Origin of the sequence: Asticcacaulis sp. YBE204, assembly GCF_000495855.1 — a bacterium.
Lineage (GTDB): Bacteria > Pseudomonadota > Alphaproteobacteria > Caulobacterales > Caulobacteraceae > Asticcacaulis.
The window spans coordinates 167,339-193,307 of record NZ_AWGF01000011.1 but is presented as its reverse complement, the minus strand read 5'-3'; the positions used below and the strand labels follow the sequence as shown (position 1 = coordinate 193,307).

Sequence of the window (25,969 nt, the reverse complement as noted above, 5' to 3'; positions counted from 1 at the left end):
ATGCGCATCCTTGTCACGGGCACCGAAGGTCAGGTCGATACCTCGCTGAAGGCGCTGGGCGAGCGCATGGGGATCGAGGTGATCCGCATCGGTCTGCCCGATATCGACCTGTCGAAACCTGAAACGCTTGCCGGACCGGTGCGTGTCGCGAAACCCGACGTCATCATCTCCTCGGCGGCCTATACGGCGGTCGACAAGGCCGAGAGCGAAACCGAACTGGCTCAGGCCATCAATGGCGACGGTCCCGGCGCGCTGGCCAAGCTGGCGGCAGAACTGAACGTGCCGATCCTCCACCTGTCGACGGACTATGTGTTCGCGGGCGATAAGGACGGCGTTTACGACGAGAACGATGTCCCCGCTCCGGTCAGCGTCTACGGCAAGACCAAGCTGTCGGGCGAGGCGCAGATCGCTGCGGCGACGGACAATCACGTCATCCTGCGCACGGCCTGGGTCTATTCGCCTTACGGCAATAACTTCGTCAAGACTATGCTGCGGCTGGGTGAGACGCGTGATGAACTGAATGTCGTCGCCGATCAGCACGGCTGTCCGACCTATGCGCCGGAAATCGCCCGCGCCCTGATCGCGGTGGCGCAACGCGTCGTCGCCGATGCCGATCCGGGCTTACGCGGCGTCTTCCACCTGACGGGGCAGGGCGAAACGACGTGGGCCGGTTTTGCCGAGGGTGTTTTCGAAGGCTCCGCGGCGCGCGGCGGCAAGGCGGTCAAGGTCCATCCGATCCCGACCGAAGCCTATCCGACGCCGGCCAAACGTCCGGCCAATTCGCGCCTCAGCGGGGAAAAACTGAATCAACGCTATGGGCTTCGTCTGGACCCGTGGGAAATATCATTGGATGCGTGTCTGACCGCCCTGACGGGCCTGTCGGCACAAAAGGGGCAGTAGCATGAAGGGTATTATTCTCGCCGGCGGTTCGGGGACGCGTCTGCATCCGATGACCATAGGCGTCTCCAAGCAGATGATGCCGGTCTACGACAAGCCGATGATCTATTATCCGCTGTCGACCCTGATGATGGCCGGTATCCGCGACGTGCTGATCATCTCGACGCCGCACGACCTGCCCTTGTTCAAAAAGCTGCTCGGCGACGGCAGCCAGTGGGGCATCAATCTCGAATACAAGGAACAGCCGTCGCCGGACGGTCTGGCTCAGGCCTATATCATCGGGGCGGATTTCGTCGGCTCCGAGCCGTCGTGCCTGATCCTCGGCGACAATATCTATTACGGCCCCTCCCTGCCGGTGTTTCTGGAGAGCGCCGCCAAGATTCAGTCTGGCGCCAGCGTCTTCGCCTATCAGGTCTCCGACCCGGAACGTTACGGCGTTGTCGAGTTCGACGAGAACTTCAAGGCCTTGTCGGTCGAAGAAAAGCCCATTCGTCCGCGCTCGAACTGGGCGATCACCGGCCTTTATTTCTACGACCATCAGGTCGTCGACATTGCCGCCAACCTGAAACCGTCGGCACGCGGCGAATACGAGATCACCGACGTCAACCGCATCTATCTGGAGCGCGGCGAACTGAGCGTTCAGGCCATCGGTCGCGGCTATGCCTGGCTCGACACCGGCACGCCGGACAGCCTGCTCGATGCCGCGGAATTCGTCCGTGTTCTCGAAAAGCGTCAGGGCTTCAAGATCGCCTGCCCGGAAGAAATCGCCTGGCGCAAGGGCTTCATCGACAATGCGCAGATGGAAAGCCTGTCGATCGCGCTCGGCAAGAGCGATTACGGCAAGTATCTGCGCAAATGCCTGACCATGGGCTAGGTTTGCAGCTGGTTCTGAAAAAACGCCTCCTCATACGAAGATGGGGAGGCGTTTTTTTGTCTGTTACACAGAGATTTGGATACAGGCATAAAAGCGCCCTGTTTTATTTTTACGAACGGTTTATCTTGTGGGGCAGGGAACCCTCTTGTCCTTGATGCGGCGGTCTGACCATCCTGCGGCCTTACGGGCAATTTGTTTATGGGCTGACCATGTCATTTGAGTATTTCAGGGATACCGCGTTTATGAAAATATTGCCGGTGATCATGTCGGGCGGTTCGGGGACGCGGCTTTGGCCCCTGTCGACGCCGGAGCAGCCTAAGCAGTTCCACGCGCTGGCGACCCAGAATACGATGATTCAGGAGACGGCCCTGCGCCTGTCGGGACCGGAATTCCTCAAGCCGGTCGTTATCTGCGGCAAGAGCCATCAGGCCCTGGCCACGGCACAACTCGACGCCATCGGTCTGTCGCCGCAGGCCGTGATCCTCGAACCCTTTGCCCGCAATACCGCCGCCGTGGCCGCCGTGGCGGCCCTGATCGGTCAGGAAATCGATCCCGAAGCTCTGGTGCTGCTGGTGCCTGCCGATCACATGATCTCACGACCCGACGCTTTCCGCGACGCCATGCAGCGGGCGGCCCCGATCGCTAAGGAACGCATTATCACCTTCGGCATCCAGCCGACCGCACCGGAAACCGGCTTCGGCTATATCCAGCGCGACGGTCTGCTGGCCGACGGCGTCTATGGTATCCGTCGCTTTCTTGAAAAGCCGAATTTTGAGACGGCGCAGGCCTATGTCAATGATGGCGGCTACGACTGGAACGCCGGCATCTTTCTGTTCTCACCGCAGGTCATGCTCGAAGAAATCGCCGAGTATGAGCCCGACGTGCTGAGCGCCACCACCGAAGCCTTCACGCGCGCCGAAACCGACGGCAAAACGCGTCTGCTCGACCCCGACAGCTTCACCCTGTGTCCCTCGATCTCGGTCGACTACGCGGTGATGGAGCGCACGAAGCGCGCCGCCACGGCCCCGTGCGATATCGGCTGGGCCGATGTCGGCGGTTTCAGCGAACTGTGGCGTCTGGGCGCCAAGGACGGCGTCGGCAACCACGCTCAGGGCAATGCCATCCTCATCGATGCGCACAACTGTCTGGTCCGCGCCGAAGGGCCGCCGGTGGCGATCATCGGGCTGGACGACATCATGGTCGTGTCCACGCCGTCCGGCATCGTCGTAGCGCCGATTTCGCGCGCTCAGGACGTCAAGCTAGCCGCCGAAGCCGCCAAGAAGCTGCAAGGCGACTTGCAGCAGTTGAAGGCGGAACTGACCGGCGAGACGGTCGCGCCCTAAACGGCAGTTGCCGTATCGGTGTCCCGGCGCAGATGCGGCGGATAAAATACCGACTGGCGGGCATAGTCCGGGTACATTTCGACAAAGGCCTTGAGTTCTCTGGCCCGGCGCTCCCGTTCAGCGGGGGCATCGTCGTCGCCTCGTGACTGGCCTTCCTTGTGCAGGAGGGTGGCGTCGGGGGCATAAATCACTTTCAGTCCGGCCCGTCGTGCCTTGAGGCACAGATCGACGTCGTTCAGGGTGATTGCGAATCGCGTCTCGTCGAAACCGCCCAGCCGGTCGAACAGGTCACGACGGATCATCAGGCATGCCCCGGTCACAGCATCGACCTCACCCGCGACGGACAAGAGCGGATGCGTTCGCCACACGCTTTCGGGGGCATTGCGCCACGGATGGCCGGGACCGGGGACAAGATGGGTCGCCACGCCGCCGTGCTGCAAATCGCGGGAGGGATAAAGCAGACGTGCGCCGACCACACCCACATCCTCACGCCCCGCAAAGCCGGTCATTACTCGCAGCCAGGCCCCGTCCAGCGCCTCGATATCGTCATTGAGAAACAGCAGGAGAGGGTGCTTTGCCTCGGCAGCACCGAGATTGCACAGGCGCGAGAAGTTGAATGGAATATCGTGACGGACGACTCGGACATCCGGACGTTTCGCCGCTTCGTCGAGCAGGGTCAGCATGTCGGGATGCGTTGCGCCATTGTCGACGATGATGGCCTCGAAGATCACGCCCTTTATCCGCCGCAGCGAGTCGAGGCAGTCGCGGAGCAGGTCGTATCGTGTTTTGGTCGGGATGATGATCGAGACCGCGTCATGCGTCAGTTGCGGCAATTCCGGCGCGCGCGGTGTGATCTCGATGTCGGACGACGGCGCGGTGCGGCCGAGGCTTAGCCCCACCGACTGGTCGCTGCGGCGACGCATAAGCTCACGCCATGCCGCCCCCCAGCGCGCCGGTTGACTGGCGATTTGCATGGCCTTGGCGGCATAGAGCCCCAGTTTTTGCAAAGCCCCTTGATATTGCATCGAAAGGCGATTGGCTTTCGTCGTGCCCAAAGCCCGGTAATGGACGCCATAATTGCCGTCGGGGAGGTGCAGGAACAGATTCTGACCGGGCTTGGAATAGATCAGAGTGCGGTGTTGCGTCGCCTGTTCGGTAAATTCCAGCTCGATCGGTGCGTCGCTGCTCAACCTGTAAAGTCCGTTCAGCGCAAAGCGACCCGATCCGGCGGCGGGTAGGGATAGATCGCCCTCGGTGGTCTTGAGGTCCTGAGCAAGATCGGGGTTTTTCGCAGTCATGACCTATCTTAGGCACATGGGACTGTGAGGGCTAGAGCGATATGTCGAAAAGTGTAAGCGGTTTTCGACGACAATATCGCGAAAAAACAGACATCTAAAGCGGAATGACGATTCTGTCTAAAGTCATTACCCTTTAGTCGGCGCATAAAAAAACGCGGGCCATTCGACCCGCGTTTTTTTATGCGTGTATCGGTCGGGCTTAAGCGAGCTTCGCCTTGACCTGTTCGACGACGTTGGCGGCAGTGATGCCGAACTCCTTGTACAGGCGGTCCGCCGGGGCCGAGGCGCCGAAGCCATCCATGCCGACGAAGATGCCGTCCTGACCGATGAACTTCTCCCAGCCCAGCTTGGCGGCGGCTTCAACCGCGACCTTGACCGGGGCGGTACCCAGCACGCTGGCCTGATAGGCGGCGTCCTGACGGTCGAACAGCGCCCAGCACGGCGTCGAGACGACGCGGGTGGGGATACCGGCGGCTTCCAGTTCGGCGGCGGCGGCCACCGCCAGCGACACTTCGGTGCCCGAGGCGAAGATCGAGACCTTCGCTTCCGAAGAGGCGGCTTTGATCTCGTAAGCGCCCTTGGCCGACAGATTGCCGCCGGTCTCACGTACAGCAGGCACCTTCTGACGCGACAGGACCATGATCGACGGCGTGGTTTCCGACTTAAGCGCGGCTTTCCAGCATTCGGCGGCTTCGACGATATCCGCCGGACGGAAGGTCAGCAGGTTCGGCATGGCGCGGAACGAGGCCAGATGCTCGACCGGCTGGTGCGTCGGGCCGTCTTCACCGACGCCGATGGAATCGTGCGTCAGGACGTTGATCGTGCGGATGTTCATCAGCGCGCCGAGGCGGATGGCCGGGCGCGAATAGTCCGAGAACACGAAGAAGGTGCCGGAATAGGGAATGACGCCGCCGTGCAGGGCCATGCCGTTCATCGCGGCGCTCATACCGAATTCGCGCACGCCGTAATGGACGTAGCGACCGTCATAGTTCGGGGTGTCGAGGGCCGTCATGCCCTTGACGAAGGTGTTGTTGGAACCCGTCAGGTCGGCCGAACCGCCGACCATGTCGTCGATCGAGGGCACCAATTGCGCCAGCGCCGCACCCGAGGCCGAACGCGTCGCGTCCCCGGCCTTCAGCTCCAGCTGCTTTTCGATATGGGCATCCAGCGCGGTAAAGGCGTCGGCGGGCAGTTCGCCTTTCATGGCGCGGGTGAAGTCGGCACCGTTCGGATGGGCTTTCAGCGCCGCTTCCCATGCCTTGCGCGGCTTGGCGGCCTTCTTCCCGGCGGCTTCCCAGGCCTTCTTGATCGGGGCGGGCACGGTCCAGGCTTCGGCGGTCCAGCCCATCGCCTGACGGGCCAGTTCGATATCCGAATCGAACAGGGTATATCCGTGCGAATGCGGATCGGCTTCCTTCGGCCCGGCGCCCTTCGAGATCAGGGTCTTGCAGGCGATGAGTACGGGTTTCGATTGCTGCGTCGCCCAGCGCAGGGCGGCAGCGATCTTGCCGTGGTCGTGGCCGTCGACGGCCTTGACCGCCCAGCCGGCGGCCTTGAAGCGGGCCAGCTGATCGCCGGTTTCGGCAATCGTCGCCACGCCGTCGATGGTGACGTTGTTGTCGTCCCACAGCACGACCAACTTGTTCAGCTTCAGACGTCCAGCCAGCGAGATAGCCTCGTGCGACACGCCTTCCATCAGGCAGCCGTCACCGGCGATGACCCAAGTCCGGTGATCGACCAGTTCGGGGAAGCGCGCGTGCAGATGACGCTCGGCCATCGCCATGCCGACCGAGGTTGCGAGGCCCTGACCCAGCGGACCGGTGGTGCATTCGACGCCTGCCGTGTGGCCGTATTCGGGGTGGCCGGGGGTGGCGGAGTTCCACTGGCGGAAGTTTTTGATGTCCTCCATCGACACCGAGGCGTAGCCGGTCAGGTGCAGGAGCGAGTAGAGCAGCATCGAGCCGTGACCGGCTGACAGGATAAAGCGGTCGCGGTCGGCCCAGTCGGGCGCCTTCGGATCGTATTTGAGGAACTTGGTGAACAGGACGGTGGCCACATCGGCCATGCCCATCGGCATCCCCTGGTGACCGGACTTGGCGCGGTGCACGGCTTCCATCGAAAGGACGCGGATCGCATCAGCCATGACGATGGGGGACGGTTTCGTTTCAAACAGGCCTTCGGTGACAGACATGGCAATGCTTCTCTGAAATAATCGGGTTGAATAATGAGATGCTCTAGCCCATCTGCTCGCTATTGGCCATAGAACCCGTCAGAAAAATTGATCCCGATCGAATTTTCGGATTAGGTTAAGCGCGATGTGCCAAATGCCCACGCGCGTAATGTCGAAACCCAACCGAGTACAGACCTTAATGAACACCTCTCAGCCTCTGGTTCTCTCGTTCGGCTCCTGTCTGTCGCACCTGACGGCGGTGCAGCTATCCATGTTCTATGGCTGGAAGCTCGTGGGTAATGTTGCACATAATCGCAGCGACCAGTTCATCGACTATTATATCGACAAACGTACAACGCCCCCGTCCCTGGCGGACCTGAGCGCGCTTGTGCGCTTCAAGCCGGACTCGGAGGACTATGCGCGGCGTATTCTCGCCAATCAGTACCCGGAAGAGATGGGGCGGCACGACTTACCTGAGGCCACGCCGTTATTCGAGTTGCTGGAAGAAACCAAAATCGACCTGATTCTGCTCGACAACTTCATGGATCTGTCGGCACAGTTGTTCGAGTTTCAAACGGGGCTGGAAGGAAAGATATTTTCCAATGCCCATATGTTTGAAAACCTCACCGATTTCGGCAAGCTGGGCCATGTGCTGAGCGCCCGACAATCGGCGGAAAATTTCGTAAGACTTGTGCAATGGCTACGCGCCCGTCAACCGCAAGCGAAAATAGTCGTCCTGTCCTTTCAGTATTCCCAGATCGACAAGAATGCCGAGCGTTATCATCGGGCGCGGGACTTCTGGGTCGAGTTGGTGAAACTCAAGACCGAGGACTTTTCTATCTGCCCGCCCCTGCATCCACCGCTGGATCGCACCAAGGGTTGCGTAGACTGGGCGCATTTCGAGGAAGACATCTATCGTGCGTTGGCGGGGATGCTGCATCTGCACGTCTTTGCCCATACGCCTCTGCCGGATAATAATTACGTCCTGCCGCCGGCAGCGCTTCGCCGTCCCTCACAATATAATCTTCAGGGCCGCATCGCGCTTGGTATCAACCGCCTGCGGGAGCGCCTCGCCCTCATGCGTTACAACCTGCGCATCCGCACGCGCCTTAAGCAGTTTCTCAAATAAAAAAGCCCCCACCGCACGGGTGGAGGCTTTTCTTTGGATATGAGGCGCTAAGCCTTACATCGAAGCGTCTTCGCTCGACGCCGAACCGCTCCAGTCGGACGCCGAGGCGGCGCCTTCGCCCATGCCCTGAGCATAGGCTTCGCCGGTCGTGGTCGAAGCGGCGTAGAAGAACAGGGCGGCGATGAGCAGCGACAGGGCCAGCCAGAAGACGCGGCTCTGAACCGAGGTCGAGGTTTCGTTGGTTTCGTGTTGTGCCATGATAGAGGCCTCCGGAATAAAGGATAGTGAGCGGGATCTTCCTGAACGGTACACTATCGGTGCGCGGCTTGGCCGCTTGAGGCGCATAAAGGCGCGGCGCACGTCTTTACTGAAATTGGGGTCGGGCGGAAAACTATAGGCACGGGCCTATGACGCCCGTGTTACGAGTGTGCGGTGCGAAAAATAAAAAATCTATAGTTGCGGCGCACAAAATGATAAATGCGGCAATTATATCGCTGTTATCATGCTGTCGCGCTGTTATTGCCGCCCGACAAAGGCGTTGCGGTTTATCGCCTAGAGATTTTCGAAGCGTACCGGGCCGCCCCAGAAGCGCTCGACCAGCGAGGATTGCTGCGCTGCGGTGCCGGTGGTCAGGAAACGCCGCCCGCCCGACGTACCGACATCGTATTCCGGATGACGCTCGACATAGCGCCCCAGCGAATCGGCGACGGAGGACGGCTGATGGATCAGGGGCGTGCCGGGCGGCAGGGCAGCCTTGAACAGGTCGCCGATGATCTCATAGTGGGTGCAGCCCAATATGGCGCGATCGGGATAGCGTCCAATCCGCGTTTTCAGGGCCTGAACACGGCTCTCGACAACGGCTTTCAAGGTCTCTTCCGATTCACCGGCCTCGATCATGCCCGCAAGGCCGACGCAGGGTTCCGAAAACACCGCCAGATCCTGACGGCGCTTGTCGATCTCGATCTCATAGACGCGTGAGCGCGCCGTGGCCGTGGTGCAAAAGATACCCAGCACGTCGAGGTTCTCGATCTTAGGGCCGCGACGTTCGGCCTCGTGCTCCCACGGCAGGCCGGTGGCGGCCTCTATGGTGGGGACGATGATCCCCAGCACATTGACCGGGCGTTCATAGGTCTTGCGCACCCCGGCCAGCCACGTCGATTGCAGGCGGCGCAAAGCAACGGCGGAAGCCGTATTGCACGCCAGAACGACCAGAGACGCACCGGCCTCGAACAGGGTTTCGCAGGCTTGCCGGGTCAGGTCGACGATCTCTTCGCCGGAGCGTTCGCCGTAGGGCGCGTGCTTCTGATCGCCAAGATAGATGAAATCCGCGTCCGGCATCCGGTCGACCAGCGCCCGGTGAATGCTCAGACCGCCGACGCCGGAATCGAAAACACCGATGGCCATTTATTACATTTCCTTAATTGGACAGGCTGATGCCCCTACATAGGATGGTGCGCGCCTCTCGTCCATAGGGCCCGCTCTTGCCTTGAGCCGGACCGCGTGGTTACAAGAGAGACAAAATTTTTGCGGCGGTTACGTCCGGCGCACCTGTCAGGAGTAGTTTATGATGGAAATCGATCGTCGCACCGTTATGGGGCTGATGGCCTCGGCCAGTCTTCTGCCGACAAGCCTGTTACCCGCCACGGCGTTCGCCGCCGAAGGCGATCCCGTGCTGACCCAGGCCTGGACGGGTCCCTATGGCGGCGTCCCGCCCTTCGACAAGGTCAAGGTCGAGGACTTCGAAGCGGCCTTCGATACGGCGATGAACGCCCAACGCAAGGAAATCGCCGCCATCACCGCTAATACGGCCGCGCCGACCTTCGAAAACACCATCGTGGCGCTGGAAACCGCCGGGGCCGAGATGGAGCGCGTCTCCACGGTCTACGGCGTGTGGTCCAGCGGCCTGTCGACGCCTACGCTTCAGGAAATCTCGAAGCGTTTGTCGCCGAAACTGGCGGCGTTTGGCGATGAAATCAGCCAGAATGAAAAACTATTCCAAAAAATAAGAATTGTTTACGAAGGCAAGGCGGCGTTCAAGCTGACGCCGGAACAGGACCGTTTGCTGTGGGTCACGCATAACGGCTTTGTTCGGTCGGGCGCGGCCTTGTCGCCGGAGGCCAAGACGCGCGTCGCCGCGATCAACAAGGAGCTGTCGGTCCTGTTCAATCAGTTCTCCGATAACCTGCTCCACGACGAAGAACAGACGCTCTATTTCAGCAAGGACGAGCTGGCCGGTCTGTCGGACGGTTTCCTCGCTTCGGCGGCGGCCTCAGCCAAGGCGGCGGGCAAGGACGGTCAATACGCCGTGGCCAATACGCGGTCGGCGATGGAGCCGGTGACGACCTTCGCCACCAATCGCGCAACGCGTGAAAAGGTCTGGCGCTTCTACGTCAACCGTGGCGACAATGGCGACGCGTCGGACAACAACGCCCTCATCAAGCAAATCCTCAAGCTGCGCGTCGAACGCGCCAATCTGCGCGGTTACAAGACCCACGCCCACTGGCGCGTCGAAACCGCCATGGCCAAGACGCCGGAAGCGGCGATGGGCCTGATGGAGTCGGTGTGGCCGGCCGCCGTCAAGCGCGTCCACGAAGAGGTTGCCGACATGCAGAAGGTCGCCGACGCGGAGAAGGCCAATATCACCATCGAGCCGTGGGATTACCGCTTCTACGCCGAAAAGGTGCGCAAGGCGCGCTACGACCTCGACGAGAACGAAATCAAGCCTTACATGCAACTCGACAAGCTGATCGAAGGCATGTTCTGGGCGGCGTCGCAGACCTACGGCTTCGGGTTCCGCCCGGTCACCGGCCTGCCGGTCTTCCATCCGGATGTGACGACCTATGAGGTGCTGCGCGACGGCAAGGTCATCGGCGTCCACTATCTCGACCCCTATGCCCGCAAGGGCAAGCGGTCGGGCGCCTGGATGAACGCCTACCGCAGCCAGTCGAAAGAGCACGGCAAGGCGATCATCCCGATCGTGTCGAACAATTCCAACTTCATCAAGGGTGCGGCGGGCGAACCCGTCCTGATCTCGTGGGACGACGCCTCGACCCTGTTCCACGAATTCGGCCACGCCATCCACGGCCTGTCGTCGAACGTCACTTACCAGACCCTGTCGGGGACGTCGGTGGCGCGCGATTACGTCGAGTTCCCGTCGCAGGTCAACGAGCGCTGGCTGTCGACCCCGGAAGTCCTCAGCCGCTTCGCCCTGCACTACAAGACCGGCAAGCCGATGCCCGCCGAACTGCTGGCCAAGATCAAGAAGGCCGATACCTTCAATCAGGGCTTTGCCACGGTCGAGTATCTGTCGTCGGCCCTGATCGACATGAAGCTGCACCTGGCTGGTGACGCCGACATCGATCCGGACGCCTTCGAACGCGAAGAGCTGACCAAGCTCGGTATGCCGAAGGAAATCGTTATGCGCCACCGCACACCGCAATTCGCCCACGTCTTCTCCTCGGATGGCTATTCGGCGGGGTATTACAGCTATCTGTGGGCCGACGTCGTGGCAGCGGATTGCTCCGAAGCCTTCGCCGAGGCGCCGGGCGGTTTCTACGATCAGACGGTCGCCGGGAAGATGATGAAAAACATCCTCAGCGTCGGCAATACGATCGATCCCGCGATCGCCTATCGCAATTTCCGGGGCCGCGATGCCGATCCAAAGGCATTGATGCGCTCACGTGGGTTTGCGTAAGAAGGTCTTGTGCTTCCCTGCACTTTAGTGCGGGGAGCCGGGCGGCCGGTGCCGGGAACCGCACGAGATCGCGAAGCGAGCGAGATGTGGTGGTGGGGTGTCTTACTTAATTCTGTAGCCTTGCGCACCCTGAACGGTCGTTAGCCACCCCACCACCATTTGCTTCGCAAATGGTTCCCTCCCCGCCAGCGGGGAGGTATATGATGGCGTTAAATCGCCAATCTCTTTTCATTCACCAGCTTGAGCAGCTCCGCCGCCGCCAGCGCATCCGACATGGCCCTGTGGTGGTTTTTCAGCTCGATATTGAATTCGCGCGATAGCGGCTTGAGACCATAGGCGGCGAGACCCGGATAGTGCTTGCGCATCGAGGCCACGGTGCACAGTTTCGGATAACGGAAAGGGCGTTCCAGCCGCCGATATTCGTGCGACAGAAACCCATAGTCGAAATTGACGTTGTGGGCGACGAAAACCCCGCCCTTCATGAAGGCTGCGAAGTCGTCGGCGATATCGGCGAAGACCGGTGCATCCTTCACCATGTCGTTGCTGATGCCGGTCAGCTCGGTAATGAAGGCCGGGATGCGGCGCTGAGGGTTGATCAGGGTCTGCCACCGGTCGATGATTTCACCCCGCTGCATCTTTACCGCGCCGATTTCGGTGACGCGCTCGGACTGCGACCGCCCGCCGGTTGTTTCGATATCGACCACGACATAGATCTGATCGGGATCCGGCACGAAGGTGACGCGCGCGATGCCGACCTCGAAGCCCGCCGTTTTCAGCAGGTTCAATCGCGCCAGCTGGTGGCGGCGAATCTGATCCCCGTCGCCCTTGACCTCGACGAATTGCACGCCGTCCGGCCCGATCAGGAGCAGGTCGGGGAAACCGTCGCGCAGGACATGGAAATCCTGCGTCAGGGCCTCTACGACATGACGAACGGCAAGGGGTGGGGCGGCGGTCAAAAAGGCCGCGATCAGGTCGCCGAGCCGGGGCCAGCCCCAGAAGACGCCGTTTTCCTCGGCGCCATGACGATTCCATTTATTCAGAATTATGTCTACGGCCTTGCCCTGCTCGATCAAGGCCAGTTTGGACTCGATAGCCTCGGCAAATTTGCGCTGAAAGGTCCGGTCGCGCAGGGCCACGGGCACGCGGTCGAAGCCCGACGCCAGAGCACCTTCGGACTCGAACAGTTCGTCCCAGAACAGCAGGCCGAACAAGGCGGGCCACAGGCCGTTTTCGACGTGATGGACAGTGTAGCCCTGCGCTTCGTAATGGCGGGCGGCGGCCAGTTCCGGCAGGCCGCGATAGAGGTCGTCGGCGGTGATCAGCGGGCCATCGCGCAGCAGGTCGGTAAAGACGCTGGTGCGTTTGCCGCCGAACTTTCGGCGATAAAAGTCATCGGCGAAAACGAACTCTTCGTCGTGCGCCGGGGCGTCGAGCATCGCTTCCAGCATGGCCTTGGCGCGTTCATGATCGCCCTGCGCATAGAGTAGCCGCACGACACGCTCATGACTCTCAAACAGGCCCGATTGCGCATAGAATTCGACGGCGCGTTCGTTATCCTTCTGCCGCTCGAAAAAGCGCCCCACATCGTGCAACAGCCTGTCGCGCAGGCCTTGCGTAAACTCGGTCGTCGCGGTGGGCAGATCGGCCACGGTGTCGGCGATGGCCAGATAGACCGTGGGCGTCGCGCCTTTCAGCGCCTTCAGTTGCCGCGTATAGGCATAGCCGCCCAACGCTTCTTCGCGGTTGATGAAACGCGCCTGATAGGTATCTTTCTGCCGGACCTGCACCACGCCGAGGTCGCGCAGGGTGAAGCCGAGGAGATTGCCGCTCAGCTTGCCGAAATAGAGGTAGAGCAGAAAGCCGACCGTCTCACGGTGAGCGGGCAGAAAGCGAGGTTCGGCGTCGAAACCCGCCTGAAAATCATCGAAGGCCAGTTGCCGATGCAGGTGCTCGCACAGGCGAGCCTTAGGCCAGGTCGATTTTGTCTCCAGATCATGCGTCCGCGCCAGATCGGCCAGCGCCGGGCGCGTCAGGCCGTCCAGGCACGCGCGATAATCGTCCTCACACAAGCCCCGCACGAAGCTCTGTTCGTGCAGTTCCTGTAAGCCGAGGTCGATGTGGTAGATTTCGCTGTAGTCGAGATCGGCACGCGTAAAGATGGTGCGTTTGCGGTTCGACATGCGGATATAGAGGCACTGTGCGTCGGGACTCAGCGACTCGAACGCCGTCAGAAAGGCCGTTTCGGCCTCGCCCAGCATCGTGCCGTAGACTTCGCGCACGAAGGCCAGCATTTCCATAAAATGGGAATGATAATAGGTGGGCGGCAGGACGGGAAAGGGACGCATATACTGAAAACCTCGGAACGGACAAACCGGGCCTGAGTTCTATATATGTTCTTGTTTGTCGAGGCAAGCCCTGCCGACCCGTACGGAGGGCGGGACGACTACTTCTTCATATCCATCACGTTGAGGATCGCCGGGCCGAGGATGACGACGAACAGCACCGGCAGGAAGAAGACGATCATCGGCACGGTCAGCTGCGCGGGCAGGGCGGCGGCCTTCTTTTCGGCGGCGGACAGGCGCAGTTCGCGGTTTTCCTTGGCCATGACGCGCAGCGCCGTCCCCAGCGGCGTACCGTATTTTTCGGCCTGAATCATCGCCGTACACACCGCCTTGATGCCGGGATGGTTGGTGCGGCGCGACAGGCCTTCATAGGCCATACGACGTTCGGGCAGATAGGACAGTTCGGCGACCAGCAGCGACATTTCCTCGGCCAGCTCGATCGAGGCCGAGCCGATTTCCTGCGACACCTTGTTGATGGCGGCTTCGATCGACATCCCCGATTCCACGCAGATCAGCAGCAGGTCGAGCGCGTCGGGGAAGGCGGCGATGATCGAGGCCCGGCGCTTCGACGCCATGTTCGAGATATAGATGTTCGGTGCATAGTAGCCGGCGACGAACATGCCGACGCAGATCAGGATCTTGATATTGGTCGGCTGGCCGAAATCGTATTTCAGCACGAAGATGTAGAAGGTCGCGATCAGCCCCAGCACGAAGGGCATCAGCAGGCGGAAGAAGTAGAAGGTCGAGACCGGCTTCGGGCCGCGATAGCCGGCCATGGCCAGCTTGTCGACGACCTTGGGGTCTTCGAGCAGGGTCTTCAGGTTCAGCTTTTCGACGATGCGCTTGTAGAGGCCCTCGTCGGTGTGACGCAGACCGCTATTGGCACCGGGCTGGGCGATGCCGATGCGCGACTGACGGCGCAGTTCGTCGCGGCGGGCAGCCACGGCCTTCATGCGCTTGTCGAGCTGATCGCCGGACGTCATCGATTTCAGTAGCGTCATGGCGGTGAAGAAGACGAACAGGGCGACGATGGCCGTCATCATGTTGACGGGGTCGAGGATGAACAGGGCGAGGTCTCTCATTTTGGCTTCACCCTAGAATTTGAAGTTGATCATCTTGCGCATCATCAGGATGCCGAGCAGCATCCAGACGGCGCCGCCCATGAACATGAACTGCCCGCGCGGATCGGTGAACATCGGGCCGATATAGCCGGGATTGACCAGCGAGATCATGGTGCCGACGCCCGGCGGCAGGACGCCGATGATCGAGGCCGAGGCGATGGCTTCCGACGACAGGGCCTTGATCTTTTCGCGCATCATGCGGCGGGCGCGCAGGACGTTCGACAGGTTGCCGAGCGCTTCGGCGAGGTTACCGCCGGTCTTGGCCTGAATGGCGATAACGATGGTAAAGAAGCGCAGTTCCGAGGTCGGCATGCGCTCGCACATCTTTTCCAGCGCGCTGTCCAGCGCCATGCCGATGGCGACGTTCTCGTTGAGGCGCTGGAACTCCGGCCCCAGCGGCTTGCTCATTTCGCGGGCGATGATCTTTAGGCCGTCATTGACCGGCAGGCCGGACTTGATGCCGCGCACGAGGATGTCCATCGCGTCGGGGAACAGACCGGTGAACTTGTTGATGCGGCCCTTGGCCAGGGTGCCGAGGAACCAGCGCGGAATGCCGTAGGCGAAGACGAAGGCGGCACCCAGCGCGATATACGGATTCTGGCTGAACACGAAGGCGATCAGGGCCGCCCCGACGCCCATGGCAATCGAGATGATCCAGAACTTCTTCACATCGGGATTGAGGCCCGCATGCAGCATCCGGGCGGCCAGAGACAGGCGCGCCTTGCGGTCGCGGCGTTCGGACTCTTTCAGTTGCAGCAGGATCTGCTTGCGGCGTTCTTCGGGCGTCTTGGCGGCCTGAGCCTTACCGCCCTTGCGGCGGGTGTTGGCGGTGCTGACGACGATGGCCTGCGCGCGCTTGACGGCGGCGTCGGAGGTCGAGCTGCCGCTGGTCAGGACGAAGCCGATCGAGGCGATGATGACGAAGCTCAGAAACGCGATAAGAACAAAGGTCATGGCCGTTCCTATTCAGAAGCGTCGAGGGCTTCGGCCAGCTCGCGCTCGAGGCCGTAATATTTGGCGCGGTCCCAGAAGCGCGGACGACCGATGCCGGTCGAGCGGTGACGACCGATGATCTTGCCTTCCTTGTTCTCGCCTTCGATCTCGTACAGGAACAGGTCCTGCGTGATGATGACGTCGCCTTCGAGGCCGAGCACTTCGGTGATGTGGGTGATGCGGCGCGAACCGTCGCGCAGACGCGCGGCTTGCACGATGATGTCGATCGAGCCGACGATCATTTCGCGGATGGTGCGTGACGGCAGGCCGTAGCCGCCCATGGTGATCATCGATTCCAGACGCGAAACGGCTTCGCGGGGCGAGTTGGCGTGCAGCGTACCCATAGAGCCGTCGTGGCCCGTGTTCATGGCCTGGAGGAGGTCGAAGGCCTCCGGGCCGCGGACTTCGCCGACGATGATGCGTTCGGGACGCATCCGCAGACAGTTCTTGACGAGGTCGCGCATGGTGATCGAACCCTGGCCTTCGAGGTTCGGCGGGCGCGTTTCCAGACGCACGACGTGCGGCTGCTGAAGTTGCAGTTCGGCGGCGTCTTCGCAGGTGATGACGCGCTCGGTCGGGTCGATGAAGGCCGTCAGGGTATTGAGCAGCGTCGTCTTGCCCGAACCCGTACCGCCGGAAATCAGGACGTTGCAGCGCGAGGCGCCGATGACGCCCAGCACGCGCGCCCCTTCCGGGCTGATGGAGTTGAACTCCACCAGATTGCGCATGGTCAGCTTGTCCTTCTTGAACTTACGAATGGTGAGCGTCGGGCCGTCCAGCGCCAGAGGCGGCGCGATGACGTTGACGCGCGACCCGTCCGGCAGGCGGGCGTCGCAGATCGGCGAGCTTTCGTCGACGCGGCGGCCGACCTGCGACACGATGCGCTGACAGATGTTCATCAGCTGACCGTTGTCGCGGAAACGCACGTTGGTCAGTTGCACCTTGCCGCCGACTTCGATGAAGACGCGGCCGGCGCCATTGACCATGATGTCGGCGATGTCGTCGCGCGCCAGAAGCGGTTCCAGCGGGCCATAACCCAGAACGTCGTTGATGATGTCCTGAACCAGCGCGTCCTGTTCGACGACCGACATCGAGACGTTCTTGATCGTCACCAGTTCGGAGACGATGTCGCGGATTTCCTCGGACGCCGCCTTCTGATCGAGCTGGGCCAGCTGGCTGAGGTCGATGGTGTTCAGCAGGGCGTTGAAGATCGCCGTCTTGGTGGCGTGGTAGTAGTCGGACTGCTCGCGGACGATCTCGGTGACCGCCTGCGCCTTGTGCATCTGGTCGATGCCGGAGGACAGCTTGCCGTTACCCTTGGCCGCGCCCTTGTCGGTGCGGCGTTCGACCATCGGTTCGGACTTGGCGTCGGCGCCGCTTATCCCCTGAGGGCGGGTGGCGATATCGGCGTTCGGCTTGGCGGCGGGCGGTGGCGCGCCTTTTAATTGCTGCGGTTTAGCGGCGGGGGCCGCGCCGCTAAGAGCTTGCGGGCGCACCTGGGCGGCCGCCTGCGCACCCGCAGTGGGGGCGGGGCGGGGGGCGTCGGCCAAACCGGTGGGTTTGCCGCTGGAATCCGTAGGGCGCTTTCCGAACACTTAGGGTCTCACTTCTTGAAAAGTTTACCGAGCAGCGATTTCGATGGTTTCTTGGCTGGTTCAGCGACGCGACCGGTGATCGCGGCGGTCAGGCTGATCAAGGCGTCGTGCGCCTTAGAGCCTGGCGCGCATTCGGCGATCATCTGGCCGTTATTGGCGGCCTGACCGAAGGTCTTGGGATCGAAGCCGATCGAGCAGACCGGCTCCATGCCCAGTGCCGCAGTGAAGTCCTTGGCCGGGATTTCCGGACGACCCGGCATGTCGGTCTGGTTCAGCACGACGCGCGGCGGGTTGTCGTTCGGGCGGAAGGTCTTCAGCAGCTCGATCATGTTCTTGGCGTTGCGCAGGCTCGCCAGATCCGGCGTCGCGACGATCACCACCTCGTCGGCGGCGATCAGGGCCTTTTTCAGCCAGGGCGTCCAGATGTGCGGCAGGTCCATGACGATGAATGGCGCGACTGAGCGGACCTTGCGCGTCACTTCCTCGAAGGCGTCGTCGTCGGCCAGATAGTCCTGATCGAGCGAGGCAGGGGCCGAGAACAGCGACAGGCGCTCGGTGCAGCGCGTCAGCATGCGGTCGAGCAGCACCGGGTCGAGGCGATCGGGCTCGTTGAGCGCCTCGGCCATGCCCTGCATCGGGTCCTGATTGAAGTCGAGCCCGGCGGTGCCGAACGGCAGGTCGTAGTCGGCGATGACCGTATTGGCCTGCATGGCTTCGGACAGGGCGTGGGCGAAATTGTGGGCCAGCACCGAGGATCCCGCACCGCCGCGCGCGCCGATAAAGGCGATGGCGCGACCGACGAACGGCGTTTCCGGATCGTTGAACAGGGTCGAGATGACCTTGATCAGTTGCAGCGGCTGGACCGGCGCGACGATGTAATCCGACACGCCCTGACGCATCAGTTCGCGGAACAGCGAGATGTCGTTGTGCTGACCGATGACGACCACCTTGGTATTGGCGTCGCACACCTCGGCCAGCTGACCGAGCTGATCGAGCAGGTCGCGACCGCGCGCATCGCTTTCGACGATGACCAGCGACGGGGTCGGCTCCTGACGATAGACGGCGATGGCTTCCTCGATACCGCCGCGGCGCACCAGCGACTGGGCGCGGGCCATGCGGCGGTCGAGCGCCGCCGTGTCGCACGATTGCAGCGTGGTGTCGCTGTTCGGGAAGAAGTGGATGGCGATGCGCGGGATCGAGACCGAACCGAGCGAGTCGCCGCCGAAGCCTTCCGGCAGGGCGGGCGGTTCGTTACTGATCAGGGCCGCCGTCGTCAGGGCCTGACGCGCGGTGCCGTCGCGGGCATTGAGCGGCTCAAGGTCGCTGAACGGGTCATCGAGGTCGAGCGGGTCCGCACCCACGGGACCGTAGTCCTGCGTGAAGCCGTCGTCCGCGTCGTCGAAGCTGTCGAAAGGATCGTGCTGGGTAGCGATGGAGGACATGCTATGGCTCACTTGATGGCGTCGGAGATAGTGCCCTTGGCCGCTTCGTTCTCGGCGGCGGAGGTCACTTCACCCTTGCGGTACTTGTCGATGATCACGGCTTTGCGGCCCGCGTCCGCGGGCGTCGGTTTTTGCGGCGCGGCGAGGTCGCGCGGATCGGCGATCTGTGCCGCCAGGTTGGCGGTGATGGCACAGCCGAAATTGGCATAGGGCTTGTTGGCGCCGGTGCGACCGATATTTTCCCAGTTTTCCCCGCACTGGGGGATGTCGGCGCGGTATTCGATCAGGCTGACGCTGACGATGTCGGCGGGTTGGGTCTGGGCGGTCGAATAGGCGATGACATGGGCCTCGACCTGATGCTGCATCAGGTAGTCGCGGACGGCATAACCGGCGCGCACGGCCTCGGGGCCGTTGGCGGTGAGGATGCGGACATCGACCGCTTCGCCGCTGTCCCAGCTGGCGCGTTTGGCGACCTGATCCAGCGCGCGGCGCTGGTTTTCGGAAAAGCCGTGCGGATTGATCTTGAGGTGGATCGCCTCGCTGCGCGACTGCGCCTGAAGGCGGTAGGCCTCGGTGGGCGTCGGGGCGTCGAGGCGCGCGGTATTGCCGTCGCTGGCGCAGGCGGCGAGCAGCGGCAGACCGACGAGGGCGAGAGCGGAGTGGCGCATGACTGTGGTGAGGTTCGACATGATCTGTACCTACTCGATGACGTAGCCGATGGGGGCCTGATAGGGGCCGGCGGCGACCTGATCCGGGGCGGTGTCGCCGCGCTTCTGCTTGTACGACCGGTTCAGACGGCCGAGGAAGACGGCCTCCGGGTCGCTGGCGATCAGCAGATTGTCGGCGGGCGTCTGGAAGGCGTCCGGGTCGTTGGCGGAGACAATGTAAGGCGTGACGATAATGACCAGTTCCGATTCTTCGTTCTGGAAGTCGCGTGAGCGGAACAGCGAGCCCAGTACCGGCAGGTTGGTTACGCCGGGCAGGGAGTCGATCGTCTGACGATAATCGGATTTCAGCAGGCCCGCGATCATCAGGGACGAGCCCGACTGCATCTCCACGGTCGATTCGGCGCGGCGCACCGTCAGGGCGGGCAGGGTCAGGCCGGTCGAATTGGTATAGGCCCCGGTATTGGTCAGTTCCGACACTTCGGTCGACAGCCGCAGAGAGATACGACCACCCGACAGGACGACCGGCGTAAAGCCCAGACCGACGCCGAAGGGTTTGAACTCGACCGTCACGCGGCCCTGATTGTCCTGCGCCACCGGGACGGGGAATTCACCCCCGGCCAGGAACTTGGCGGCTTCGCCCGACACGGCGGTCAGGTTCGGTTCGGCCAGTGTGCGGACAAGGCCGACGCGCTCGAAGGCCTGAAGGCAGGCGGTCGCCGACTGGCGGGCCGAATTCTCGCCGAAACACAAACCCTTGCCGCCCTGAAAGCTGCCGTTGGTGCCCCAGGTATTGGCACGACCGGCACCGTAGGTGATCTTGCCGCTTTCGTTGACGCTGGTGATGTCGGCGGACAGGCCCAGCTGCTTGATCGTCGAGCGTTCGACCTCGATAATGCGCACCTTGAGCGTCACCTGATCCTTGCCGGCGATGGCCAGGGTGTTGACGACGTTTTCCGGCTTGCCCGCAAACGCCCCGGCCAGACGGCTGATCGCCTCGGCCTCGGCAGCATTGGCCACGACGCCCGACAGGATGATGAAGCCGTTGACGCTCTGGGCCTCGACCTTCGACTGAGGATAAAGGCGGTGGATGGTGTCGGTCAGCTGTTCGGTCGGCGCATCGACGCGGATCGACAGGTTGAGGATCTGACGACCCGTGCCGTCGAAGAAGATGGCGTCCGATTGACCTGCGGCGACGCCCAGCACGAAGATGCGGCGCGGCGTGCGCAGCACGGCGTCGGCGGCGGCGGGGTTCGAGACGAAAACGTCCGCCGCGTCGACCGGCAGGTCGATGACGGCGGAGCGGCCCTTGGGCAGGTTGAGCACCTGAGTGCGCACCGGCGAATTCTGGGTCTGGACCGACATCTGGGCCGAGGCCCCGGACGCCCCGGCCTTGTAGGGTACGGGTTCGGCGCCCGCGCTGCCGACCAGCATCGCTCCGGCGATCAGCAGGCCGGAGACGGCACGGATTTTTGACTGGCTCATTGGCGTTCTCATGAGGGCGCGCGTGGACTGAGTGTTCATCGGGAAACCGGAACCTCCGAAGACTGGCCATTGCGGATCACGGTGACCTTGCGGTCGGCGGGCATGTTTTGCGGCAGGGCGGCGACGCGGCCGGAGGGACCGCCGACATCGGCATAGGAGCGCAGCATCAGGGACAGGGTGCCCTGGGCCTTGGCCTGCGCCAGGGCCTGACCGTCCTCGGGCGAAACCTCCAGCGTCGCGGTGGCGCCGATCACCGACGGCTGGTCGGCCTTGGCCTGAACCGCCTGATCGATGGCCAGTATCTTGATGTTGCGCAGCACCGGTTTGGCGACGAAGGAGGATTGGCCGTCGGACTTGCGCACTTCGGCGGAAACGAGGATGTCGACGCGGTCGCCGGGCAGGATGAAGCCCCCGGCGGTGTTTTCGACGCTGACCGGCACGGCCATGGCGCGCATACCCGGTGCCAGCATGACGGCCATGAAGCCGCCTTCGTCGGCGCGGACGACCTTGCGCAGGATGACCGGCTCATTGGCGAGAATTTCTTCGCGGACGACGCCGCCCAGCACGGCTTCCATACCGTGGGTCGGGTTGAGCGCCTTTTCGACGCCTTCGACGACCTTACCGGCGGTATCCGTCGTCTCGGCCTTGACCTCGGTCTTTTGCGGGGTCTCTTCGGGCGACTTGGCGGCGTTGGCGACCGCGACGGGGCGGTCGGTCAGGTAGGCGGCGGTAATCGCGCTTTCGGGCCAGTCCTTCCACGTCAGGTCGGTGTCGGTCAGGCGTTCGCCGACCTTCAGGTCGCGCGCGGCGACCAGCACCTTGACCTGAGGCGCTTCGACGGCGACGGACGTGGCGGCGGCAGGCTGGCTGCCGGAGCCGCCGATCATGCCACGGACCAGGAAGGCCAGCAGCAGGGCTGCGATGGCCGCGATCCCGATTACGACGTAACGTGACGCCTTCATGCGTATTCCCCTTGAGTTCCGTCGCGCGGTAGGCGGCTTGCGGAAAATGAGACCGGTCAATTCATAATTGCGGGGAATCTTCGCTTAACGTTGGTTAACGTTAGGCTAAAGAAACCGCCGCCCCGCCGAATTAATTAAAAAACGAATGGAATTTCGCGTTCAGATAGAGCGGTCTGGCACGAAAGTTGCGCGCTTCTGGCGCTGCGTGAGGCAGTGTAATCGCGTTAGAACCCTAACAGCGGGTAAAGATCGCTGTGCGGCATGGCCAGAAGCCCTCCCGCGCAGATCGCCAGACCGTACGGAATGTCGCCGTTCGGCTTGAGCAGGGTTTGCAGCCATTTTGGCATGGTCGGCGTGTAGATTTGCAGGAACTGACGGCCCATCAGCAGGACCAGCGACAACGCGCCGCCCGCCAAAGCCGTGTAGAGCAGGAAGGCCATCGCCCCTTGCGGATGGAACCACAGGGCCGTGGCCGCGATCAACTTGGCGTCGCCGCCGCCCATCACCCGGAAGGCGAAGGCCAGAATGCCGAGCGCCAGACCTGTCGCGCCGATGCCAAGATGCTGAAGGATGATCATCGGCGACAGGCCCAGCAGCAGGGCGGCGGGCAAAAAAGCGATCGCCAGAGTAATCGACAATGTGTTCGGGATGGTCATGCTTTTCAGGTCGCTCAGCGCCGCCCAGACCAGACAGGCCGGGAAGGTGAGGGCGAACAGCAGCGGGATGAGGATCGGGGACATGTCGGCTTTCGGGAGGCCTTTTGAGGCGCCGGTAAAAGAGGCCTTCATCCTTACGGGCGGAATGCTGTTTTTTAGTTAACAGCGACGCTTTCAGCACCCACGCAGTAAAAAAGGCCGCGGCGGGTGCCACGGCCTTTTCATTTTTGTACCCGAGGGCGTCTCTTACTTGGCAGCGTCGGTCAGGGTCGTCGAAACCTTGGTGAAGGTCGTGACGAGGCTGTCTTTCAGCGTGCCGAGTACGGTGATCAGGGCGACGGCGATCAGGGCAGCGATCAGGCCGTATTCGATGGCCGTGGCACCGGATTCGTCTTGGGCGAAAGATTTGAAGAACGTTTTCATCTTAAGTGTCCTAAGGGCATTATGCCTGAAACTGGAATATGCTACGCAACTGGATACTAATAAAACGCACCGGACGGCCCTTGGGCCAAACTTACTTCGCGGCGTCGGTCAGGGTCGTCGAAACCTTGGTGAAGGTCGTGACCAGGCTGGTCTTCAGCGTGCCGAGAACGGTGATCAGGGCGACGGCGATCAGGGCAGCGATCAGGCCGTATTCGATGGCCGTGGCGCCGGATTCGTCTTGGGCGAAGTTCTTGATCAGGTTGGTCATGAGAGAGTTTCCTTTCGAAATTTGTAGATACGGCGGCGCTATTTGCTGGCGGCGGTGACCGTATTGGAGAGATAGCTGTACATGCCGTGGACGCTGTCGCCCCACATGAACAAGGCGGTTGAAATGCCCAGAAACACGAGGGCGATGATCAGGCCGTACTCGATCGCCGTAGCGCCGCTCTGGTCGCGGAAAAACTTTTTCAGCATGTCCGTGTCCCGAATGCGGTGGTACTGAGTGGACCGTGTGCAGGAACCGCGAACGCGTTGCCGCGGTCCCCGCCGATGGGCCTGAAGCCGTCTTACTTGGCGGCGTCGGTCAGGGTCGTCGAAACCTTGGTGAAGGTCGTGACGAGGCTGGTCTTCAGCGTGCCGAGAACGGTGATCAGGGCGACGGCGATCAGGGCAGCGATCAGGCCGTATTCGATGGCCGTGGCGCCGGACTCGTCTTGGGCGAAGTTCTTGATGAGGTTGGTCATGAGAAGTTTCCTGTTACTTGGATTAATATAAGCAAGTGATCTGTATAGTTGAGCTCAGAGGGTGAGTAACTCAGCTCACTTGCTCCCGAACACGAAGCCAGAATAGTCCGTCGTGATTAATCCGGAGTAAATTTTTATAAGATTTTGAATTTTTTCTATAGTTAACAATGATTTACTGTAAATTTCAGTTAACCTTACTCTTTGTTAAACATGTCGAAAATTGATTCATAAGGGAAATTTTTTCCGTTAATACTGTGTTTAGCATTTTTAAACACTTGCTGTTTACCTTTAATCCTAACCGGACGCTTATGAGTCTCGGGCATTGTAAGGGGAATCGCCGGTGCGCGTGCGCCCTGGCAATCCCGATCCCGCCGGACCACCGACATTCAACCTCTTTACTTCGGGCGCACGCCGTCCCCTCATGAGCCTCAACAGAGCGAGCCAGACCATGAAACCCACCCAGATGATATTGCCGCTGATCGCCGCCGCCCTGACGATGGCGGGCGCGGCCCAGGCCGGTCAGAAGCTGGTCGTCGAGAAAAATCATACGGCGCGTGTCGCCCTGTCGGCACCGGCGGGGTCGGTGATCGTCGGCAACCCGGCCATTGCCGATGTCAGCGTCGTCGATTCGCGGACTATATATATAGTGGGTCGCGGCTTCGGCCGGTCGTCGGTCACCGTGACCGATGCCGCCGGTCGCACCATCTGGGATGGCGACGTGATGGTAGGCTCTCCGGCGTCGGGCGGTGTCACCGTCTATAAGGGTCTCAAGGCGACGAATCTGGTCTGTTCGCGCGTCTGCGTCGAACAGGGCGAAGCCAGCAACGGCGGCACACAGCTCGATCCGATGGCGCAGTCCGCGCCGGCCCCCGCCCCGGTCGCTGCGGAGTAGGTGTTAAAAAACATCGGGGTCTTAACGGACTATTGACCCGAACCGGTTAGGGTGGCGTTCAAAGCGCATCACGCTTGCGCGCCACCCGATATTACCGGATACCCGACCAGGCATGGCCATTTCGATTTTCCGCACCACGCCCAAAGGTCAGGGCCGCAGACGCCTCAGGGCTCTGTGGCGCGACCGCAGCGGCGCGACCGCAGTCGAATTCGCCATGGTCGCCATGCCCTTCATCATGATGATCATGGCCTGTTTCGAACTGGCGCTGATCGTTCTGGTCTCGGTGTCGCTCGATATCGCTACAGAAAAGGCCGCCCGCGAAATCCGCACGGGCATCACCACCAGCTCGACCTCCATCGCCGACTTCAAGAAAAAGATCTGCGCCAATATCAGCTGGCTGGGATCGAGCTGCGTCGGCAATCTTCAGGTCGATGTGAAAACCTACGACAATTTCGCCCTTGCGGCGCAGGCCACCAGCCCCGTCAATAATGGCGCTTACGACGCCTCGAAGATGAGCTACACGATCGGGGGCGGCAGCAAGATCCAGCTGGTGCGCACCTATTATCAGTGGAAGATGTTCACGCCCTTCCTCAAGAACGGCATGACGACCCTGAGCAACGGCGATGCCGTCCTGTCCAGCAAGGTCGTCTTCAAGAACGAGCCCTTCTGATGATCAGCCTGTCGAAACTGGCGCATCGCCTGAAACTCAGAACCTTTGCCGAAGCGCGCGGCGGTGCGGCGGCAGTCGAGTTCGCCCTTATCGCGCCGATCCTGATCATCCTCTATCTGGGGTTGGCCGAACTGACGCTGGGCATGATGGCGTCGCGGCGGACCTCGCACCTGGCGGCGACCGTGGGCGATCTGGCGGCGCAGTCCGAAACCCTGACCGACGCCAATGTCAGCGATATCTTCGACATCGGCACCAGCATGCTGCAACCCTTTTCGACCAGCGGCACGACGCTCAAGATCCGCCTCAGCCTGGTCAAGATGAGCACGGCGAACAAGGCCGAGGTGCAGTGGAGCGACGGGCGCAACCTGACGAAATATGCCAACAACTACGTGATGACCAATATCACGACGACGCAGTTACCTCAGGGCGAAAGCATGGTCGTGACCGAGGTGGAATATAGCTATACCTCGCCCTTCACCAAGTTCATGCCGGGTGTATCGACGTTCAAGGATACCTATTACCACCACCCGCGCACGGGGACGACGGTGACGCGCAAGGCGTCTTGATAGGGCGCA

At 61.7% G+C, this 25,969-nt stretch carries 25 protein-coding genes; 8 read left to right on the top strand and 17 right to left on the bottom strand.

From position 1 onward, the window contains the following. The 3 genes from rfbD to AEYBE204_RS33920 all read left to right on the top strand — a co-directional run bounded on the left by rfbD (position 1) and on the right by AEYBE204_RS33920 (position 3,114). Positions 1-900 carry a dTDP-4-dehydrorhamnose reductase gene (gene rfbD, locus AEYBE204_RS33930; RefSeq protein ID WP_023463066.1) on the top strand — a complete coding sequence of 300 codons (900 nt, stop codon included), beginning with the start codon at positions 1-3 and terminating at the stop codon, positions 898-900. 1 nt (position 901) lies between these two features. Next, positions 902-1,771 carry a glucose-1-phosphate thymidylyltransferase RfbA gene (rfbA, locus tag AEYBE204_RS33925; RefSeq protein WP_023463065.1) on the top strand — a complete coding sequence of 290 codons (870 nt, stop codon included), beginning with the start codon at positions 902-904 and terminating at the stop codon, positions 1,769-1,771. A gap of 242 nt (positions 1,772-2,013) precedes the next feature. Then, positions 2,014-3,114, top strand: coding sequence for a mannose-1-phosphate guanylyltransferase/mannose-6-phosphate isomerase (locus tag AEYBE204_RS33920; protein ID WP_023463064.1), 1,101 nt, complete (start codon positions 2,014-2,016; stop codon positions 3,112-3,114). Here AEYBE204_RS33920 and AEYBE204_RS39625 read toward each other — a convergent pair. Next, positions 3,111-4,412 (bottom strand): glycosyltransferase family 2 protein, encoded by a 1,302-nt coding sequence (locus tag AEYBE204_RS39625; protein ID WP_023463063.1) that lies wholly within the window; start codon positions 4,410-4,412, stop codon positions 3,111-3,113. The two genes, AEYBE204_RS33920 and AEYBE204_RS39625, sit on opposite strands and share 4 nt — an antisense overlap. Positions 4,413-4,611: 199 nt before the next feature. Then, positions 4,612-6,603, bottom strand: a complete 1,992-nt coding sequence (tkt, locus tag AEYBE204_RS33915; RefSeq protein WP_023463062.1) for a transketolase — start codon at positions 6,601-6,603, stop codon at positions 4,612-4,614. Between the two features lie 178 nt (positions 6,604-6,781). On the opposite strand from tkt, the gene AEYBE204_RS33910 reads away from it, so the two are divergent. Continuing rightward, positions 6,782-7,711, top strand: coding sequence for a hypothetical protein (locus AEYBE204_RS33910; protein ID WP_023463061.1), 930 nt, complete (start codon positions 6,782-6,784; stop codon positions 7,709-7,711). Between the two features lie 54 nt (positions 7,712-7,765). Here AEYBE204_RS33910 and AEYBE204_RS33905 read toward each other — a convergent pair whose 3' ends face one another. Together AEYBE204_RS33905 and AEYBE204_RS33900 are read right to left on the bottom strand one after the other, a co-directional pair. Beyond that, entirely contained in the window at positions 7,766-7,969 is a 204-nt protein-coding gene (locus AEYBE204_RS33905) for a hypothetical protein (protein ID WP_023463060.1), read from the bottom strand. 294 nt (positions 7,970-8,263) lie between these two features. Continuing rightward, on the bottom strand, positions 8,264-9,115 hold the full coding sequence (locus AEYBE204_RS33900) for a glutamate racemase (RefSeq protein ID WP_023463059.1): 852 nt from the start codon (positions 9,113-9,115) through the stop codon (positions 8,264-8,266). 163 nt (positions 9,116-9,278) lie between these two features. On the opposite strand from AEYBE204_RS33900, the gene AEYBE204_RS33895 reads away from it, so the two are divergent. Continuing rightward, complete coding sequence (locus AEYBE204_RS33895; RefSeq protein ID WP_081724717.1) at positions 9,279-11,405, top strand: M3 family metallopeptidase; 2,127 nt, start codon at positions 9,279-9,281, stop codon at positions 11,403-11,405. 209 nt (positions 11,406-11,614) lie between these two features. Here AEYBE204_RS33895 and AEYBE204_RS33890 read toward each other — a convergent pair whose 3' ends face one another. The 13 genes from AEYBE204_RS33890 to AEYBE204_RS40080 form a co-directional block, all read right to left on the bottom strand. After that, entirely contained in the window at positions 11,615-13,750 is a 2,136-nt protein-coding gene (locus AEYBE204_RS33890; protein ID WP_023463057.1) for an exonuclease domain-containing protein, read from the bottom strand. 98 nt (positions 13,751-13,848) lie between these two features. Next, positions 13,849-14,829 carry a type II secretion system F family protein gene (locus tag AEYBE204_RS33885; RefSeq protein WP_023463056.1) on the bottom strand — a complete coding sequence of 327 codons (981 nt, stop codon included), beginning with the start codon at positions 14,827-14,829 and terminating at the stop codon, positions 13,849-13,851. 12 nt (positions 14,830-14,841) lie between these two features. Continuing rightward, positions 14,842-15,822: a type II secretion system F family protein gene (locus AEYBE204_RS33880; RefSeq protein ID WP_023463055.1), complete on the bottom strand. Its 981-nt coding sequence runs from the start codon at positions 15,820-15,822 to the stop codon at positions 14,842-14,844. Between the two features lie 8 nt (positions 15,823-15,830). Beyond that, the gene (locus tag AEYBE204_RS33875) at positions 15,831-17,456 is read right to left on the bottom strand and encodes a CpaF family protein (RefSeq protein ID WP_031231043.1); all 1,626 of its coding nucleotides are present in this window, start codon (positions 17,454-17,456) and stop codon (positions 15,831-15,833) included. A gap of 8 nt (positions 17,457-17,464) precedes the next feature. After that, positions 17,465-18,898 (bottom strand): AAA family ATPase, encoded by a 1,434-nt coding sequence (locus tag AEYBE204_RS33870; protein WP_023463053.1) that lies wholly within the window; start codon positions 18,896-18,898, stop codon positions 17,465-17,467. Between the two features lie 8 nt (positions 18,899-18,906). Next, on the bottom strand, positions 18,907-19,587 hold the full coding sequence (locus AEYBE204_RS33865; RefSeq protein ID WP_023463052.1) for a CpaD family pilus assembly protein: 681 nt from the start codon (positions 19,585-19,587) through the stop codon (positions 18,907-18,909). A gap of 9 nt (positions 19,588-19,596) precedes the next feature. Next, positions 19,597-21,048 (bottom strand): type II and III secretion system protein family protein, encoded by a 1,452-nt coding sequence (locus AEYBE204_RS33860; protein WP_023463051.1) that lies wholly within the window; start codon positions 21,046-21,048, stop codon positions 19,597-19,599. Positions 21,049-21,083: 35 nt separating this feature from the next. Further along, a complete protein-coding gene (gene cpaB / locus AEYBE204_RS33855; protein ID WP_023463050.1) occupies positions 21,084-22,010 on the bottom strand; it encodes a Flp pilus assembly protein CpaB in 927 nt (308 codons plus the stop codon). 224 nt (positions 22,011-22,234) lie between these two features. Further along, on the bottom strand, positions 22,235-22,750 hold the full coding sequence (locus tag AEYBE204_RS33850) for a prepilin peptidase (protein ID WP_031231038.1): 516 nt from the start codon (positions 22,748-22,750) through the stop codon (positions 22,235-22,237). A 162-nt stretch (positions 22,751-22,912) separates the two neighbouring features. Next, positions 22,913-23,089 carry a Flp family type IVb pilin gene (locus AEYBE204_RS40095; protein ID WP_023463048.1) on the bottom strand — a complete coding sequence of 59 codons (177 nt, stop codon included), beginning with the start codon at positions 23,087-23,089 and terminating at the stop codon, positions 22,913-22,915. Positions 23,090-23,180: 91 nt separating this feature from the next. Continuing rightward, positions 23,181-23,357 (bottom strand): Flp family type IVb pilin, encoded by a 177-nt coding sequence (locus AEYBE204_RS40090; RefSeq protein WP_023463046.1) that lies wholly within the window; start codon positions 23,355-23,357, stop codon positions 23,181-23,183. Positions 23,358-23,395: 38 nt separating this feature from the next. After that, positions 23,396-23,563, bottom strand: coding sequence for a Flp family type IVb pilin (locus tag AEYBE204_RS40085; RefSeq protein ID WP_023463047.1), 168 nt, complete (start codon positions 23,561-23,563; stop codon positions 23,396-23,398). Positions 23,564-23,655: 92 nt separating this feature from the next. After that, complete coding sequence (locus AEYBE204_RS40080; RefSeq protein WP_023463046.1) at positions 23,656-23,832, bottom strand: Flp family type IVb pilin; 177 nt, start codon at positions 23,830-23,832, stop codon at positions 23,656-23,658. A 421-nt stretch (positions 23,833-24,253) separates the two neighbouring features. Here AEYBE204_RS40080 and AEYBE204_RS33845 point away from each other — a divergent pair, with 421 nt between their 5' ends. The 3 genes from AEYBE204_RS33845 (at position 24,254) to AEYBE204_RS33835 (ending at position 25,960) form a co-directional block, all read left to right on the top strand. Beyond that, a complete protein-coding gene (locus AEYBE204_RS33845) occupies positions 24,254-24,724 on the top strand; it encodes a pilus assembly protein N-terminal domain-containing protein (RefSeq protein WP_235068216.1) in 471 nt (156 codons plus the stop codon). Between the two features lie 112 nt (positions 24,725-24,836). Beyond that, positions 24,837-25,394 carry a TadE/TadG family type IV pilus assembly protein gene (locus tag AEYBE204_RS33840; protein WP_023463044.1) on the top strand — a complete coding sequence of 186 codons (558 nt, stop codon included), beginning with the start codon at positions 24,837-24,839 and terminating at the stop codon, positions 25,392-25,394. Beyond that, positions 25,394-25,960: a TadE/TadG family type IV pilus assembly protein gene (locus tag AEYBE204_RS33835; protein ID WP_023463043.1), complete on the top strand. Its 567-nt coding sequence runs from the start codon at positions 25,394-25,396 to the stop codon at positions 25,958-25,960. Before AEYBE204_RS33840 ends, AEYBE204_RS33835 begins: the two co-directional genes overlap by 1 nt. The last annotated feature ends 9 nt before the right edge of the window (positions 25,961-25,969 follow it).